The 15,985-nt window shown below is 52.4% G+C and carries 18 protein-coding genes; 6 read left to right on the top strand and 12 right to left on the bottom strand.

From position 1 onward, the window contains the following. Positions 1-98: 98 nt before the first annotated feature. Together flhC and flhD are read right to left on the bottom strand one after the other, a co-directional pair. Positions 99-677 (bottom strand): flagellar transcriptional regulator FlhC, encoded by a 579-nt coding sequence (gene flhC / locus ACOTXD_RS14520; RefSeq protein ID WP_003859695.1) that lies wholly within the window; start codon positions 675-677, stop codon positions 99-101. Between the two features lie 2 nt (positions 678-679). Continuing rightward, positions 680-1,030 carry a flagellar transcriptional regulator FlhD gene (gene flhD / locus ACOTXD_RS14525; RefSeq protein WP_003859693.1) on the bottom strand — a complete coding sequence of 117 codons (351 nt, stop codon included), beginning with the start codon at positions 1,028-1,030 and terminating at the stop codon, positions 680-682. A gap of 795 nt (positions 1,031-1,825) precedes the next feature. Here flhD and uspC point away from each other — a divergent pair. Beyond that, positions 1,826-2,254: a universal stress protein UspC gene (gene uspC, locus ACOTXD_RS14530; RefSeq protein ID WP_003859692.1), complete on the top strand. Its 429-nt coding sequence runs from the start codon at positions 1,826-1,828 to the stop codon at positions 2,252-2,254. Positions 2,255-2,269: 15 nt separating this feature from the next. Here uspC and otsA read toward each other — a convergent pair whose 3' ends face one another. The 6 genes from otsA to ACOTXD_RS14560 form a co-directional block, all read right to left on the bottom strand. Beyond that, a complete protein-coding gene (gene otsA / locus ACOTXD_RS14535; protein ID WP_003859691.1) occupies positions 2,270-3,694 on the bottom strand; it encodes an alpha,alpha-trehalose-phosphate synthase in 1,425 nt (474 codons plus the stop codon). Then, positions 3,669-4,472 (bottom strand): trehalose-phosphatase, encoded by an 804-nt coding sequence (gene otsB / locus ACOTXD_RS14540; protein ID WP_003859690.1) that lies wholly within the window; start codon positions 4,470-4,472, stop codon positions 3,669-3,671. The genes otsA and otsB overlap by 26 nt, the downstream gene beginning before the upstream one ends. A 153-nt stretch (positions 4,473-4,625) precedes the next feature. After that, a complete protein-coding gene (araH, locus tag ACOTXD_RS14545; protein ID WP_003859689.1) occupies positions 4,626-5,606 on the bottom strand; it encodes an arabinose ABC transporter permease AraH in 981 nt (326 codons plus the stop codon). A 14-nt stretch (positions 5,607-5,620) separates the two neighbouring features. Further along, positions 5,621-7,135, bottom strand: a complete 1,515-nt coding sequence (gene araG, locus ACOTXD_RS14550; RefSeq protein ID WP_126501249.1) for an L-arabinose ABC transporter ATP-binding protein AraG — start codon at positions 7,133-7,135, stop codon at positions 5,621-5,623. 71 nt (positions 7,136-7,206) lie between these two features. Continuing rightward, positions 7,207-8,196 (bottom strand): arabinose ABC transporter substrate-binding protein AraF, encoded by a 990-nt coding sequence (gene araF, locus ACOTXD_RS14555; RefSeq protein WP_017384422.1) that lies wholly within the window; start codon positions 8,194-8,196, stop codon positions 7,207-7,209. Positions 8,197-8,512: 316 nt separating this feature from the next. Further along, positions 8,513-9,070: a DJ-1/PfpI family protein gene (locus tag ACOTXD_RS14560; RefSeq protein ID WP_048244465.1), complete on the bottom strand. Its 558-nt coding sequence runs from the start codon at positions 9,068-9,070 to the stop codon at positions 8,513-8,515. 502 nt (positions 9,071-9,572) lie between these two features. Between ACOTXD_RS14560 and ACOTXD_RS14565 the strand changes: the two genes are divergently transcribed. Both ACOTXD_RS14565 and ACOTXD_RS14570 read left to right on the top strand, forming a co-directional pair. Further along, on the top strand, positions 9,573-10,076 hold the full coding sequence (locus tag ACOTXD_RS14565) for a non-heme ferritin-like protein (protein ID WP_032609548.1): 504 nt from the start codon (positions 9,573-9,575) through the stop codon (positions 10,074-10,076). 141 nt (positions 10,077-10,217) lie between these two features. Further along, the gene (locus tag ACOTXD_RS14570) at positions 10,218-11,561 is read left to right on the top strand and encodes an anaerobic C4-dicarboxylate transporter (protein WP_003859684.1); all 1,344 of its coding nucleotides are present in this window, start codon (positions 10,218-10,220) and stop codon (positions 11,559-11,561) included. Positions 11,562-11,641: 80 nt separating this feature from the next. Here the strand turns inward: ACOTXD_RS14570 and ACOTXD_RS14575 are convergent, their stop codons facing one another. Together ACOTXD_RS14575 and azuC are read right to left on the bottom strand one after the other, a co-directional pair. Beyond that, positions 11,642-11,893, bottom strand: a complete 252-nt coding sequence (locus tag ACOTXD_RS14575) for a DUF2766 family protein (protein ID WP_003859683.1) — start codon at positions 11,891-11,893, stop codon at positions 11,642-11,644. A 106-nt stretch (positions 11,894-11,999) separates the two neighbouring features. After that, positions 12,000-12,083, bottom strand: coding sequence for a stress response protein AzuC (gene azuC, locus ACOTXD_RS14580; protein ID WP_003859682.1), 84 nt, complete (start codon positions 12,081-12,083; stop codon positions 12,000-12,002). Positions 12,084-12,297: 214 nt separating this feature from the next. Here azuC and ACOTXD_RS14585 point away from each other — a divergent pair, with 214 nt between their 5' ends. Further along, positions 12,298-13,716: an MFS transporter gene (locus ACOTXD_RS14585; RefSeq protein WP_061856502.1), complete on the top strand. Its 1,419-nt coding sequence runs from the start codon at positions 12,298-12,300 to the stop codon at positions 13,714-13,716. Positions 13,717-13,759: 43 nt separating this feature from the next. Here the strand turns inward: ACOTXD_RS14585 and ACOTXD_RS14590 are convergent, their stop codons facing one another. Then, positions 13,760-14,398 carry an RpiB/LacA/LacB family sugar-phosphate isomerase gene (locus tag ACOTXD_RS14590; RefSeq protein WP_061856503.1) on the bottom strand — a complete coding sequence of 213 codons (639 nt, stop codon included), beginning with the start codon at positions 14,396-14,398 and terminating at the stop codon, positions 13,760-13,762. A gap of 245 nt (positions 14,399-14,643) precedes the next feature. Between ACOTXD_RS14590 and yecR the strand changes: the two genes are divergently transcribed. After that, positions 14,644-14,982: a YecR family lipoprotein gene (yecR, locus tag ACOTXD_RS14595; protein ID WP_015570249.1), complete on the top strand. Its 339-nt coding sequence runs from the start codon at positions 14,644-14,646 to the stop codon at positions 14,980-14,982. Positions 14,983-15,181: 199 nt separating this feature from the next. Further along, on the top strand, positions 15,182-15,679 hold the full coding sequence (ftnA, locus tag ACOTXD_RS14600; RefSeq protein ID WP_003859676.1) for a non-heme ferritin: 498 nt from the start codon (positions 15,182-15,184) through the stop codon (positions 15,677-15,679). A 36-nt stretch (positions 15,680-15,715) separates the two neighbouring features. On the opposite strand, the gene ACOTXD_RS14605 is transcribed toward ftnA, so the two are convergent. After that, positions 15,716-15,952: a YecH family metal-binding protein gene (locus ACOTXD_RS14605; protein ID WP_003859673.1), complete on the bottom strand. Its 237-nt coding sequence runs from the start codon at positions 15,950-15,952 to the stop codon at positions 15,716-15,718. Positions 15,953-15,985: the final 33 nt, after the last annotated feature.

Genomic DNA, 15,985 nt, shown 5'->3' on the forward strand with positions numbered 1-15,985 from the left:
TGGCAGGACGTTCATTTCGAGCGCGAGACCTGAACGCAGGGTAAAAAAAAGCAGCGGTAATCGCTTACCGCTGCTGGAATCTTGCCCACAGGTTCGGGTTAAACAGCGTGTTCGATCTGTTCATCCAGCAGTTGTGGAATAATATCGGCAGCATCCCGGGAAAGTTTACGTCTTTTTACGGCTCGGGATGGAGGCTGGCACAAACTACAGGCGAAGCTGCCCGCAGGCTGATGCGCGTGGGTAATAAAATTGCCGTCACAGCAGTTGCAGCGCGACAATTCAAGCATGCCGCTTTCAACAAAACGCACCAGCGTCCAGGCGCGGGTCAGCGCCAGCAGAGGTCCCTCTTCCTGCTGCGGGCATTGCTCAAGGTAAAGTTTGTAGGCTTTGATCACGGCATCAACGCCGCTGCATAACCCCGTTTTAAGCAGGTACTGCCAGGCGTTACAGAACATGGAAGCATGAATGTTCTGCTCCCAGGTCATGAACCAGTCAGTGGAAAACGGCAGCATGCCTTTTGGCGGCGGGCTACCACGCAGTTCTTTGTACAGCTTGATCAGACGACCACGGCTCAACTGCGTCTCGCTTTCCAGCATTTGTAAACGCGCGCCCAGCGTGATGAGTTCCATTGCCAGCTGGATATCACGGGCTTCCTGAACAATGCTTTTTTCGCTCATTGTTAAGCCCTTTTCTTCCGGGCTACGTCATCAGGCTGGCTGATTTCGTTGAGCAGACGGGTGGAGAGAAGAATACCGGTGTGGATTTGTTGCAGATCGTCCACGCGAGATTCCTGAGTCAGACGCGTAATGGTCTGCGGGTTATCAAAACGGAACTGGCAGACAAGTTGATTGGTTTCAGCCAGCTTGACCATTTGCGGGAGGGTTAATCCACCCAGCATGGTTGCCATCTCTTCGTTAACACCCAGACGAAACATCGCTGAAGGTTTGTCCTGACTAATCAAACGCTGCGCGAGCAATAAATACGACAAATTGATGTCATAAATATGTTTTAGCAACTCGGATGTATGCATTTTTCCCATCCCGAATAACCAACTATTATTTTTATGCGGAAAGACCGCACCCCGTGATGTCGCCGGGAAATCACCCGGTATAAAAAGAAAAGGCCAAATGCATAGTTGAATTTAGGTTTGTACGTCGTAAAGCGCGTGACCGGTTAACATGGCCAAAATGTCGGTTACACATTTTATATTTTCTTACAAATAACTAAGATTTTTCCTAATTCGACGCAAACTCTACTCGTCAGTTTTGACACATACAATGCAGCCCCCCCTGGAATTTAAAAAAATGTGATCTTCGTCACATAATTTACGCGAATGTAACCCATAAATCCATCAGCGCGACTTGTAATTTGACTGTTTATTGAGCAACCGAAGCTTGGTTATATTCTTATGGAACGAATACTCATGCAGAGGGATGAGTGGATCGGGTATGAAAATTGCTATGTCGGAGAAGCGCTGCCCTTCCGCGTCTGAACGGGCGCGAACGTCAGGGAACAGCCAGATTTAATTAAGTAAAAACAGCAGGTTAAGCTTTCAATTCGAGACAGGAGCTTCCATGGGTCAGCATCACGCTTGCGTTGACGATCGGTTAACGCGATTTAACAGCACGGAAGGCTAAATGTGTGATTTACGTTAAGTTGTTAATTACTTTCATTTTGCGATCCCATTTCGTTATTCTTCTTATAAGAATAATTAATGAATAATTATGATAAGGTTCACACTATTGTCGCATGTAGCTCTTGCAGAAGCGGCAGATTCGCGGTAAAGCTTGAGAAACGTGTCATTTTGACATAAAAGGAGTGTGTGATGAGTTACTCCCATCTTCTTGTTTCTGTTGCGGTTTCCCCAGAAAGTCATCAACTCGTCGCCCGTGCCGTTTCCATTGCCCGCCCGAACAACGCCCGCATAAGTCTGATCACCCTGGCAGCTGAACCCGAAATGTATAACCAACTGGCAGCGCCTATGCTGGAAGATATTCGTGAGGTTCTTCAGGAAGAAACGCAGCAATTTCTGCGCGAGCTGGTTGAGCGGGCAAACTATCCTGTCCATCAGACGGTGATTGCCACCGGGGAATTAAGTGAACATATTCTCGACATTTGTCGGAAACAGAATATTGATTTGGTCATTTGCGGAAATCATAACCAGAGCTTTTTTTCCCGGGCGGCATGCTCGGCAAAATCCATCGTTTCGTCAAGCCAGGTGGATGTCCTGCTGGTGCCTCTCGGGGGCAATTAATGCCCCCGAAGGAAATCAGGCGAGTTTAGGGAAGGTCGCGATCTTTTTTTGCAGATCACCTTCCTGACTTTGCGGCTGGATCGCGCGCAAATCGTCAATAAAACGCGCCTGCCAGCGGTTGATATCATTCTTGACGATGGTCTCCATCATTTCCGAATGACGTGAAATGCGTTCCGCAAGCGGCATGGTTAACGCGCGATTCAGGGCATTTGCCACGTCATCGCGATCGTAAGGGTTCACAATCAGCGCTGAGGTTAACTCGTTTGCCGCACCGGCAAATTGGGACAGCACCAGCACGCCCGGGTCAGCAGGATCTTGTGCTGCGACATACTCTTTTGCCACCAGATTCATCCCGTCGCGCAGCGGCGTGACCAGCCCGACGTCCGCATAGCGGAACACTTTCATCAGGATTTTGCGCTCAAAATGCTGATTCAGATAGAAAAGTGGAGTCCAGCCGAGCTGGCCATAGCGCCCGTTGATGCGCCCTGCTTCGGTCTCAAGCTGGTGACGAATATCCTGGTAGGCCTGAACCTCACCGCGCGAGGTCGGCGCTATCTGGGTGTAGCGGATCTTGCCATGATGCTGCGGGAATTTATCCAGCAGGGTTTCATAGGCGAGGAATCGCTCCGGCAACCCTTTGGAATAATCCAGTCGTTCAACCGAAAAGATATTCTTAACGTGCTTGAGTTCGTCCTTGAGCTGGGCAAGCTTCGGCGGCAGCGGACCGGAGGCCTGCTCGGCAATTTCGTCTGGCTCAATACCGATCGGGTAGACTTCGGTATGGAAATTTCGTCCCCACGCGGTATGAGATTTACCGCCGTGAGTGACCAGCCGGGTTTTGCCCGACACGCTGTCGAGGAAGGCCAGCCTGTCATTTTCCGTCTGGAAACCGAGCAGGTCGTAATCTGACAGCGCCTCCAGGATCTCCTCGTGCTGCGGCAGCGCCGTAAAGATCTCCGGGGTCGGGAACGGAATATGCAGGAAGAAACCGATTCGGTTATTCACACCCCGTTTCCGCAACTCCCTGGCGAAGGGCAGCAGATGATAATCGTGGATCCATAAGATATCGTCTTCTTCGATCAGCGGCAGTAGTTTATCTGCCAGCAGCGCGTTGACGCGCATGTAGCCTTCATAGGATTCACGCTGGAATTTCACCAGATCCAGACGATAGTGAAACGCTGGCCACAGCACGGCGTTTGAGAACTCGGAATAATATTCATCATAGTCCTTCTCGCTAAGGGCGAAGGAGGCCCACGTGATATTGCCCCGTGACACCTTTTTTAGCGGTTTCTCTTCGTTACTGATTTCCCCGCTCCAGCCAAACCAGAGACCACCCGCGGCTTTGAGGGCACCTAATACCCCGACCGCCAGGCCACCGGCACTGGCTTTTTTATCATCCGGCGGTGCGATGCGATTAGAGACGACGACTAAGCGACCCATAATGATTTCTCCCGTTGTTTTGCGCTATTTGTTGTTGTTGCTGGTTAGCGACGTCAGATATCCACTGCCAGACGCTGGCGACATTATCCAGCCGCCATCCGGCAATGGTTTCACCAGATCCAACCTTGACAGACATGCCCTGGGCCTGGTTTACCACCCTGAACCCGGCCTCGTCGGTCAGGTCATCCCCAAAAAAGACTGGCGTACGCCCTTTGAACGGCGCTTCCGCCATAAACGCTGCAATGGCAGCGCCTTTGTTAATTCCTGCCGGTTTAATCTCGACCACACATTTACCCGGCTGTAACGCCAGCTCCGGATGGGCTTCGGCCACGCTTCTTGCTATCGAAAATATCGCCGCCTCATGATGGGGCGCCTGACGGTAGTGCAGCGCAAAAGCCATGCCTTTGGCTTCCAGTTCCGTACCGGGAAGCATTTCCAGAGCCGAAGAGAGTTGCGCATGCAGCGCCTGAATCAGCGTGTCGGGGAGTGAAACTATATGCAGTTGATCATGGATATCGCGGCGCTCCGCTCCGTGCACACCGGCCAGCGGAAAGTGATAAGGACTGGCGAGCACGTCCAGCTCGGCCATTGAGCGCCCTGAAATCAATGCCAGTGCCCCCTCGTTCTGTCGGGAGAGCTGCTGCAAATTCTCTAACACCGTGTCCGGTACAACAACGTCATCCGGATGCGGTTCAATCCCGGCGAGCGTCCCGTCGAGGTCAAAAAAGAAAGCAAATTTTCCGGGCAGTACAGGCGGTGCGGTTAACAAGTCAGCCACCCTAATCCTCCTTACAGTGAACAAAACAGCCATGTAAGTATAGACAGTGTGACGGTGCTCGCCATTTAGCAACCGGCCCGTCAACAAAACTGGCGGGCCGGTCAGGGGGTCAACTATGGTTAATAGTTGAGCAGGTTAGTGACTAAAAATAAATCAGACGGTACGCTTCGCTTTTTGCTTGTAACGGTCGAAGATCACCGCTGCCAGCAGGATCAGGCCGCGTACGACGTACTGAGAGAACGGAGAAATATTGAGCAGATTCATGGCGTTCTCTACGGTCCCCAGAATCAGGATCCCCGCCACCACATATGAGATTTTTCCGATGCCGCCCTTGAGGGAAACGCCCCCCAAAACGCAGGCTGAGATGACGATCAGCTCATAACCAATGGAGGTCATAGGCTGGCCGCTGGTCATGCGCGACGCCAGAATAATCCCCGCCGCCGCCGATACCAGCCCGGAAAGCACGAAGATAATGATCTTGGTCCGTACGACCGGGACACCCGCCAGACGCGCCGCCTCTTCATTGCCGCCAATCGCCAGGGTATTTCGGCCAAAGGTGGTGCGGTTGAGCAGGAAACCGAACAGGATCAAACAGCCTACCGTCAGCCAGATTGGCGCAGGCAGCCCCAGCCAGTTGGCATAGCCCAGAGTGAAGAAACGCTCGTCTTCGATCCCGACCGCTTTGCCGTCGGAGATGATATAGGCCAGACCGCGCACGATTTGCATGGTCGCCAGCGTCGTAATCAGGGCGTTAATCTTCAGGCGCGCAATGACAAACCCGTTCACCAGGCCGCTCAACACGCCGAGCAGCAGCCCGGCCAGCACGCCGATCCACAGGCTTTCGGTCATGTTGATCACCACGGCAGTGGTGACGCCTGCACAGGCAATCACCGAGGCGACCGACAGGTCAAAATCACCGGAGGCCAGGCAGAACAGCATTCCGCAGGCCACCATGCCGGACATGGAGATAGCCAGCCCCAGCCCCTTCATATTGATGAACGTGGCGAAGTTCGGCACAAAAATCGCGCAGGCGACGAAGAGGGCAGCAAAGACCACCAGCATGCCGTACTGGTCCCAGATGCGGCCAAAACTGAAAGCCGACTTCGGCGCTCCGGATGTAGTAACAGAGGACATCATTGACTCCTTACTCAGGCGACAGCCTGGCTAACTTTAGGCATGGCGACACTCAACGCCTGTTGTTCATTCGCCTGTTCATGCAGCAATTCACCGGCAATTTCGCCTTCACGCATCACTACAATGCGGTCGGCGACGCCCAGCACCTCGGGCAGATCGCTGGAGGCGAACAGGACCGCCACACCACGTTTTGCCAGTTCATAGATGACGTTATAGATTTCGTGTTTCGCCCCCACGTCAATACCGCGCGTTGGTTCATCCAGCAAAATGACCTTCATATCTTCCGATAGCCAGCGCCCCAGAATGGCTTTTTGCTGGTTACCGCCGGACAGGTTCATGATCAGCTGTTCAGCGCCGGGGGTTTTAATGTTCAGCGAACGGATATGGTGATCCGCGTTGCTCGCCTCCCAGCCGTCGTTAATCAGACATCCCGCGCGGATAAACTTGCGCCGGGCAGAGATGTTGATGTTGTCGCGCACCGAGTGCACCGGAATAATGCCCTCTGCCTTTCGATCCTCCGGGCAGAGCATAATCCCCGCGTTAATCGCCTGCGCAGGCTTCTGAATATCGACCTTTTTCCCGTCGACGAAAACCTGGCCCTGGGTTATGCGCGTCCCGCCAAACAGCCCTTTCATCAGCTCGCTGCGCCCTGCCCCCACAAGGCCAAACAGCCCGACGATTTCGCCGCTGCGCACCGAGAGTGAAATGGGCGTGCGCACGCCTGGGGCTTTGACGTTATCCAGACGCAGACGCTCCGGGCCATACTCGCGCGGTTTCCAGTGGTAAATGTCCCCCAGATCGCGTCCGACCATCGCCTGCACCAGCTGATCGTGATTAACCTGCTGCATATCGGTGAAGGTGCGCACGTAGCGTCCATCTTTAAACACGGTGATGGCATCGCTTAAGGCAAAAATCTCTTCCATACGGTGAGAAACGTACAGAATGATGCGGCCCTCTTTGCGCAGCTCGCGGATCACGCGAAAGAGATTTTCTATTTCACGCGCCGAGAGCGAGCTGGTTGGCTCATCGAAGGCGATAATTTTGGCGTTACGCGCCAGCGCTTTGGCAATTTCCACCATCTGCCACTGGCCGATGGAGAGATACTTAAGGGGCGTTTGCGGATCGACATCCAGCCCAAGGTGCTTGAGCTGCAAGCCCGCTTCATAATTGAGCAGCGAGCGGTTGACCACGCCGCTTTTATGCGGAAGCTGGCCCAGATAGATGTTCTCCGCCACGGTCATTTCAGGAATGAGATGCAGCTCCTGATAGATGATGGCGACGCCCGCATTTAACGCTGCCGTGGTGTCGGCAAAGGCCACCTCTTCGCCGCGAATAGCCAGCGTGCCGGTGGTGGGCGTGTAGTTGCCGCTGAGAATTTTTAGCAGCGTGGATTTTCCCGCGCCATTCTCCCCCATCAGGGCGTGAACCTGGCCGGCATAGCAGTCGAAGCTGATATCGGTCAGCGCGTTTACACCGGGGAACGTTTTTCCGATGCCGCGGAAAGAGAGATACGGATCAGACTGTTGCATAACGACTCCGTGATTCCTGTAGTGTGTACGTCTGGCCCCTCACGGTGAGTGAGGGGCGCAATCACAGCGTATTACTTACCGCCCAGTCCTTTTTTCGCCAGCTCCTCTTTGAAGTTATCGCGGGTGATCAGCACCACATCGGTCACTTCAGTGAATTTCGGCGGTTCAACCCCTTTGGTCACCCAGTTGTAGAGCATTTCGCTGGATTTATAGCCGTGGACATCCGGGCTTGGCAGCAGTGAGCCATAGAAGCCGGTCGCCTGCGCTTTAGACAGTTCGCTCACGGCGTCAACGCCGTTAATGCCGATCCCGATCACGTCCGGTGCTTTAAAGCCCTGGCCTTCCGTTGCACGCACGCCGCCCAGTACGGTGTTGTCGTTCATTCCCACCACCAGCCAGTGCTTCACTTCCGGATGCTGGACGAGCATGGAGTTCGCCGCATCAAAGGCGCCCGGAATATCGTTGGATTTGGTCGGGACTTTGTAGATCTGTTTTTCCGGGAAGCCAGCCGCTTTCAGGGCGTCCATGGACCCGGTGGTACGACGACGGGCGGTGTCCAGCTCGTCAGCGGTAATGGCCATCACGGCGGTCTCTTTGACATCCCAGCCGCGTTTTTGCATCTCTTTATAGAGCTCCTGGCCCTGACGCTCACCGATTTTAGTGGCCGCCATCATTACCAGCGGAACGGTATCCATCGGTTTACCTTTGGCGTTCACGAACTGATCGTCCACCGCAATCACTTTCATGTCGTAACCGCGCGCTTTCGCGGCAATCGCTGACCCCAGTTTTGGATCCGGCGTACAGATAACGAAACCTTTCGCACCGCTGGCCGCCAGGCTATCAATGGCGTTCAGCGTTTTCTCACCGTCAGGTACGGCGATTTTAATTACCTCAAATCCCAAATCTTTTCCGGCTTTATCAGCAAATTTCCATTCGGTCTGGAACCACGGTTCTTCAGGCTGTTTAACCAGAAAACCGAGCTTTAAATTTTCAGCGATAGCGGATTGTGACATAACGGCAGCCAGGCCGATGGCCGCCAGCGCTTTAGTAAATTTGTGCATGGTAAACTCCAGCTTAAGCATTCTTATCTGTAGGGAATATTGGCGAACAACTTATTTAATCGGACTTAAAACAAGGCATTAGCGCTTACCTCGTTATAAGCGTTAGTGCTGGAGATAGTTTTAGCGGGAAATTAATCATCCATAAGAGAGCGACATCACACCGCAGAATTACAGTAATTGCGTACATAAATTCAGCGGAAAATGACATAAAAAAGGACGTAATTGTCCTACAAATGGAAAGGAGTTAAGCAGGATTATCCATAAGGTCAGCTAAGAAATCCCTGTAACCCGGACGCCTTAGCGTCCGGCAGAAAATTTACCAGCGGTAATAGATGTGTTCAGCATGATCGCGCACGGGGGCGTCGTCACCCAACAAACGAGCAGAGAGCGTCAGCGCAAAGTCAAAAGCGTGCCCCAGCCCCTTGCCGCTGATGAGGTTATTATCCTCCACGACCGGCGCATCTACATATACTCCATCATCAACGCTCTGCCACAGATCGCCGGAACAGACGTAGCGGCGCCCCTTCAGTAGCCCGTTACCGCCCAGCACCCGCGCGGCCGCAGAGCAGATCGGGCAGATAAGTTTGCCGTGCTCGTCATGGGCGGAAACAAAGCGGATCACCTCCTGGTTAGCAGCAAGATTGACACTCCCCTGCGGCCCACCGGGCAACACGACCGCGTCATACAGCCTATTAATGCGCTCCGTTAACGTACTGTCAGCCACCATGGGGATATTATGGTAACTCACTACCGCACGGGACTCCGCGCAGGCCAGCGTCTCCACCTCAATCTGTAAACGCCGCAGAATATCAATAGTGATAATCGCTTCTGCTTCTTCAAAACCAGGTGCCAGCAGCACCGCAACGTTAGCCATCATAAACCTCAAATAATGAAACAATGTAAAACATCGTTTCATTTTCTCGCGTTATCAGATCACAATCTTGCGCCGCGATCACAGAACCGTATATTGAGTGAAAATTGATTTAGCTCAAATTTGATACGACAGGATATATTTGCAAAAATTATTTCTGATTTATCACTTTTACAGAATTTCCCGCCAAAGAACGTTTCCTGAAACGATAAAAATGAGCAAAATTAATTTTACATCCTTTTAAATCAACATGTTATATAATTATCAATCTTGTAACCTTCTTTCTATTCTGGGCTATATTTAAATTTGTAATCTATGGTAAACACAGCCTAATTAAGAGTTTTCTTAAGTCGAAGAGAAGCGTATGCTTATTTAAATCGAACACAGGAAGTGAATTTTCGAGTTTTTACCTTGCAGAAATCTATTTCTGCCATTCAATCGTCAATACCTGCCGGGTCAGGTTAAGTAGCGGACATCAAGTCCCACAGTCAATAAGGATATGAGAATGACTACCCAAACGATGATGCAAAAACTGAATGCCCAGATGAACCTGGAGTTTTATGCTTCAAATCTGCATCTGCATTTGAGCGCGTGGTGTTCCAGAAAAAGCCTCAACGGCACTGCCACCTTCTTTCGTACTCAGGCGCAAAGTAACGTCACGCACATGATGCGTGTCTTTAACTTTTTGAAAGCTGTCGGGGCAAACCCTACCGTCAAAGAGCTTGAAACGATTGAAGATAATTACACTTCTCTGGAAGAACTGTTCCAGAAAACGCTCGAAGAGTACGAGCAACGCTGTGCGAAGCTGAGCAAACTGGCTGATGAAGCCAAAGCGCAACGGGACATCATTACCCTCACGTTTTTACGCGATATGGACAGAGAGCAGCAGCAGGATGGCATGCTGCTGAAGACGCTCGCAGATGAAATCCGCAACGCGAAACGTGCGGGGATTTGTCTGGAGCAGACGGACCGCCATCTTCTCGACATAGCTACCGTGCAACACCACTAAGTCCCTTCACCCGCTCCCGTCAGGGGGTGGGTACCAACTCCCTGCTTTTGCTGACATTTAACAAATCAGATCTTGCTCCCAATGAATAACCACACATCGTGTAATGATTTGTTTAATTACATTCATTGACGAGGGAGCATCATGATCACCATTGAGTTTATTGTCATTATCCTCTGCCTGCTGATAGGCACCCGCTTCGGCGGGATGGGCCTGGGGCTGATAAGCGGTATCGGCCTGTTTATTTTAAGTTTTGTCTTTGGTCTGCAACCCGGTAAACCGCCCGTTGACGTGATGCTCACAATCCTCGCCGTCATCGGCTGTGCGGCCACGCTACAGACCGCCGGTGGCCTGAATGTAATGATGCAGTTTGCAGAGCGCCTGCTGCGTAAACATCCCCAACACATCACCCTTCTCGCACCGTTTACCACCTGGATGTTGACCTTCCTGTGCGGGACCGGTCACGTCGTCTACACCATGTTTCCCATTATCGCGGATATCGCCCTGAAAAAAGGCATTCGCCCGGAACGGCCGATGGCGGTGGCCTCGGTGGCCTCTCAGATGGCGATCACCGCCTCCCCCGTTTCCGTGGCCGTCGTTTCGCTGGTCTCAATTCTGGGTGCGCAGCACGGCATCGGTCACGCGTGGGGGATCCTCGAAATCCTCGCCGTTTCCGTACCGGCCTCACTGTCTGGCGTCGCCATTGCGGCACTGTGGAGCCTGCGCCGGGGGAAAAACCTCGCAGACGATACTGAATTTCAGGAAAAGCTGAAAGATCCGAAACAGCGGGAGTTTATCTATGGAGGAACGGAGACGTTGATGGATCAGCGTTTCCCGAAACAGGCCTACTGGTCCACGTGGATCTTCTTCGCCGGGATTGCCGTAGTGGTCCTGCTGGGTGCGCTGCCCGAGCTGCGTCCGGCGTTTGAGATCAAAGGGAAAATGACAGCACTGTCGATGAACCTTGTCATTCAAATGATGATGCTGATCGCCGGGGCCATCATGCTGATGACCTGCAAGGTGAATGCGTCGGCCATTTCAAACGGGGCGGTATTTAAGGCGGGGATGGTCGCGATTTTCTCGGTGTTTGGCGTGGCGTGGATGAGCGATACCTTTTTTCAGGCGCATCTCGACGAGCTGAAAATGGCGCTGGAGGGGGTGGTGAAGAGTCATCCCTGGACGTATGCCATCGTGCTGTTCCTGGTATCAAAACTGGTCAACAGCCAGGCTGCGGCCTTGACCGCGGTCGCCCCGATGGGGTTGATGCTGGGCATCGATCCGAAAATGCTGGTGGCCTTCTTCCCGGCATCCTACGGCTACTTTGTGCTGCCGACCTATCCGAGCGATCTGGCCTGTATCGGATTCGATCGCTCCGGTACCACCCGCATCGGTAAATTCATCATCAACCACAGCTTTATTCTGCCGGGGCTGATTGGCGTCAGCTGTGCCTGCGTGGTGAGCTATCTGCTGGTGCAGACGTTCTTCTGATCCTTCTGCGGGCGACAGGCTTTGTCGCCCTTCGACGTAAAAGCAGAAAAGGGTTTCTAATTTTAAAACATCGGTTTATTTTAGTGTGACTCACCCTGCGGTGTGAAGCGGAGTTCAATCAGCGCAATCGCTTTCTGGATCGCGCGGAGCGTAACCGGGTCCGCCGCAGCAGGATGGTTGGTGAAATCGATGTTTTTCAGTTGGGTCGACATCTTTTCGCGTACCTCAACCGGCGCGATAACGTCAATCACATCAAGGATTTGTTTGATAACCAGCTGGCAGGCGACGACGTCAGATACCAGTTCCTGATCGGCGCTCAGGTTTTGTGACATGGGGTTCTCCTTATTCAAAGGCCGCCATAGTAGCAAAACAGACGCCCTTCCATCTCCCTCTCGTCGTCCGCAGACATAAAAAAACCTGCCGAAGCAGGTTTTTTTATCAGAACATCGCACCCGGTGGGACGTCTTTAAACGTTGTGCAGTAGTTTGCCCACATGCTTTTCAGGATTTTGCGCAGTTTCATTATGTTGCTCCAGTAACGTGTTATGCAGGTGTTATTGTCAATACGCTTATAATATGACCACCATCACAAAAATCAACCATTTTGTGACCTGCATCACGGTTATTAAACCCTCAGTGCTGCTGGTTTGTTAAAAAAAGCCATGATAAATCTGCACGTTACAGTCTTATAAATTCCAGTAAATGTTTATAAAATTTTTTGAGCGGGCAGGAAGAGAATGAGTGAAAACGTATCCGGCAAAGAGAGCCGTGGATTATCGTCTGCGGCGCTGCTGGTGGCCGGTGCTTTCTTTATGGAGTTTCTGGACGGGACGGTGATTGCCACCGCGCTGCCGGACATGGCAAAAAGCTTCGGTGTACAGGCCGTGGATCTGAATATCGGCATCAGCGCCTACCTGATCACCCTGGCCGTGCTGATCCCCGCCAGCGGCTGGATCGCCGACCGCTTCGGCGCGCGAAAAGTGTTTGCCCTCGCGCTGGCAATCTTCACGCTGGCTTCGGTATTTTGCGGCCTGTCCACCACGCTCGATCAGTTCGTCGCGATGCGCGTCCTTCAGGGCATGGGTGGCGCGCTGATGGTGCCCGTGGGTCGCCTGGCCGTGCTACGCACCACGCCAAAACATCAGCTCATCACGGCAATCGCCACCCTGACGTGGCCTGCGCTGGTCGCGCCGATCATCGGCCCGCCGCTGGGTGGGTTCATTACCAGCTATGCCGACTGGCGGTGGATCTTCTTTATTAACGTGCCGCTGGGGATAATCGCCATTTTGCTGGCACTGCGCATCATTCCAGACCTGCATGAAGATACGCGCCGACCGTTTGATTTACCGGGTTTTGTTGTCACCACCCTTGCCATGGTGAGCCTGGTTTATGCGATGGAGTTGATGGGCGCAGAGCCTCTGCGAACAGGATTAACCGCCACGCTGTTTATCGTCGGTGTCGTCGCCTTAAGCCTGGCGCTGCGTCACTTTAAGCGGGCAACCTGGCCGATGATCAGACTCGATGCGATGCAGGTGCCGACGTTTCGCGTCACCCTGTATGGCGGATCGCTGTTTCGCGCCTCCATCAGCGCGGTTCCGTTCCTGTTACCGCTGATGTTCCAGGTCGGCTTTGGCATGGGCGCGTTCCATTCGGGCCTGATGGTGCTGGCGGTTTTCGTTGGCAATCTCACCATTAAACCGGCGACGACGCCGCTTATCCGCAGCCTGGGGTTTAAGCGGCTTTTGCTGATTAACGGTGCGTTGAATGTCCTGGCATTGCTGGCCTGCGCGTTTCTGACGCCGCAGACGCCCGCGTGGCTCGTCATCCTGATCCTTTATCTGGGCGGCGTTTTCCGTTCGATTCAGTTTACGGCCATCAGTACGCTGGCTTTTGCGGATGTGCCATCGGTGCAGATGAGCTATGCCAATACTCTGTTTTCAACCGCAACGCAGCTTGCCGTGGGGCTTGGGATCACGCTCGGGGCGATTGGTATTCGTATCGGGGAAAAAGTCAGTGAGGCGATGGGGATTGCCGGCATGCCGGGAATGAGCTTCCGGCTGGCATTTGTGGCGATCGCACTAATCTGCCTGGTGGGAATGGTTGACACGCTGCGTCTGACCAAAGATGCAGGCAGCGCGGTCTCATCGAAAAAGTAACGCTATCTGCCGGGCAGGCAACGCACCGCCCGGCAAAACGGAATCAGCCAACAATACCGCGCACGAAGGCTTCGATCTCTTTGTCCTGGCAGTTCTCGAAGAAGCACTGCTGGAAGCGCTGGCCTGAGACGGCGGTTTTAACCAGCTCAGGATCGATTGCTCGCAGGGTATCCAGATAGTTTTCTTTCACCACCGCCGCTTTCACCTGGTTCAGGATCCCGGCGTTACGCACCTGCGGCTCTTTACGCTCTGGTGGATAACCTTCGCCATTGCGTCCGGTAAACGCTTTCTCAAAGATAAAGCGTACGTTCAGTTCTGCCCCCCAGCCGAAGCCCTTCGCAAAAGGCAGAGAAAGCGCGTTACCGTTGTTGATTTGCGCAAACAGGAAGGCATCCGCAGGATCGATGCAGTAACCGCAAATCACACCCGGATGGATGTTCAGGGACATCAACGCGCCCTGCCCGGTACCGCAGCCGGTGACAACAAAATCGACAGCTTTAGCGTTAAGCAGAATGCTCGCCATGATGCCCAGGTGAATATAGGTGAGATGATGATCGTTCTCATCAGTCATACCGACGTTATAGACCGGGAAACCTTTCTCATCAGCAACGGCTTTCAGCTCATTAAGGATGATGGGATTTTTAGCGGCCTGGCTGTTTTCCATCATCAGTGCAATTTTCATCTTGTCTCTCCTGAATGCATGGCGGGCGATCCCGCTGTGGATACTTTTTCCACTTAACCTTACTATCAAACAAACACACTTTCAAATTAAGTGAAAACTTGTTTTAAAAAACAAAGATGCGCTCACAATTTCTCGCGGTGGCCCGGCTCGTTGCACAGTGAGAGGGCAGATCCTCCGGCTATTCCGGCCATTGCGTCACATCGCGTTGGTTACAATGGCGTATTTCCCGTCACGCAGAGTGAACCATGAAACGTGTAATCATAGCCGGAACGATCCTGTTGCTCGCTGGGTGCAGCATCAACCGTCAGGCAGAAGTCAGCAGTACGGATGCCCCAAACGGAATTGTGCGCCTCGACTATGGCCAGGCCATGCTGCAAAACGCCTGGTCTGATGAGTATGTTAATAACGGTACGGCAACCAAAGCCTGTCAACATATGGGCTACGCCACCGCGTCAGCCTACGGGCAGCCAATTAAAACCTGCACCCTGATCAGCGGTTCACTCTGTCTGAACGAAAGTGTGACCATTCAGTATAAATGTCAGGGATATGCTGTTACCTCTTCCAGCCAGAATCCGTGGTATTAACCGCTACTGCCAGTCACGCTGGCAGTTTATTTAATAAGAACTAAAACAATTCTCATTAATAAATATAAATATCGGCAATGCGTTTTATTCCCATTCGTATTTTTATAAAGAAATATTTATTTTACTTTTTGCAAATAATTAAATAACAAATTATAGTGTCGCTCATCGTGAACCAGAATTAATAAACCGGAGCTGCACCATGTTAAAAACTGAAATGATCGACAAGCTCAATGCGCAAATGAATCTTGAGCTTTTTTCTTCCCTGCTTTATCAGCAGATGAGCGCCTGGTGCAGCTATCACAGCTTTGAAGGAGCGGCCGCCTTCCTGCGTCGTCATGCCCAGGAAGAGATGACGCACATGCAGCGTCTGTTTGATTACCTGACGGACACCGGCAGCCTGCCGCGTATTGATAACGTGGCATCCCCTTTTGCCGAATACGGCTCTCTTGATGAACTGTTCCGCGCCACCTATGAGCACGAACAGCTGATCACCCAGAAAATTAATGAACTGGCTCATGCCGCCATGACCAGCCAGGATTATCCAACCTTTAATTTTCTTCAGTGGTATGTGGCTGAACAGCACGAAGAAGAGAAGCTGTTTAAATCCGTGCTGGATAAATTATCTCTGGCAGGTAAATCCGGGGAAGGTCTGTACTTCATTGATAAAGAGCTGTCGACGCTCGACACGCAGAATTAACAGAAAAGCGGTGCTGAGTTTTCAGCACCGTTTTATTTAATGACGGCAAATTTTACTTTCGTGAGTGGAAAATCCGTCTGCTGCCGGAATGAATTTTCCGCGCGCCGCCAGAAACGCCACCAGCTCCGCGGCCGTCATCTCTGAAGCTGAACAGGTATGGAAACGCGCCGCTTCGCCAAAGCGGGCATGTATCGCCTCAACCAGACTCTCCTCAGTATACCGCTCACCTGACTCAATCATCATATTCAGCACGTCGTGTCCGTGAATTGACATAGTTACCTCTCGTAAATAAAAAAGCAGACTAAA

The sequence above is a fragment of the Enterobacter cloacae complex sp. CDL013 genome, assembly GCF_049238805.1.
GTDB classification, from domain to species: Bacteria; Pseudomonadota; Gammaproteobacteria; order Enterobacterales; family Enterobacteriaceae; genus Enterobacter; species Enterobacter hormaechei_C.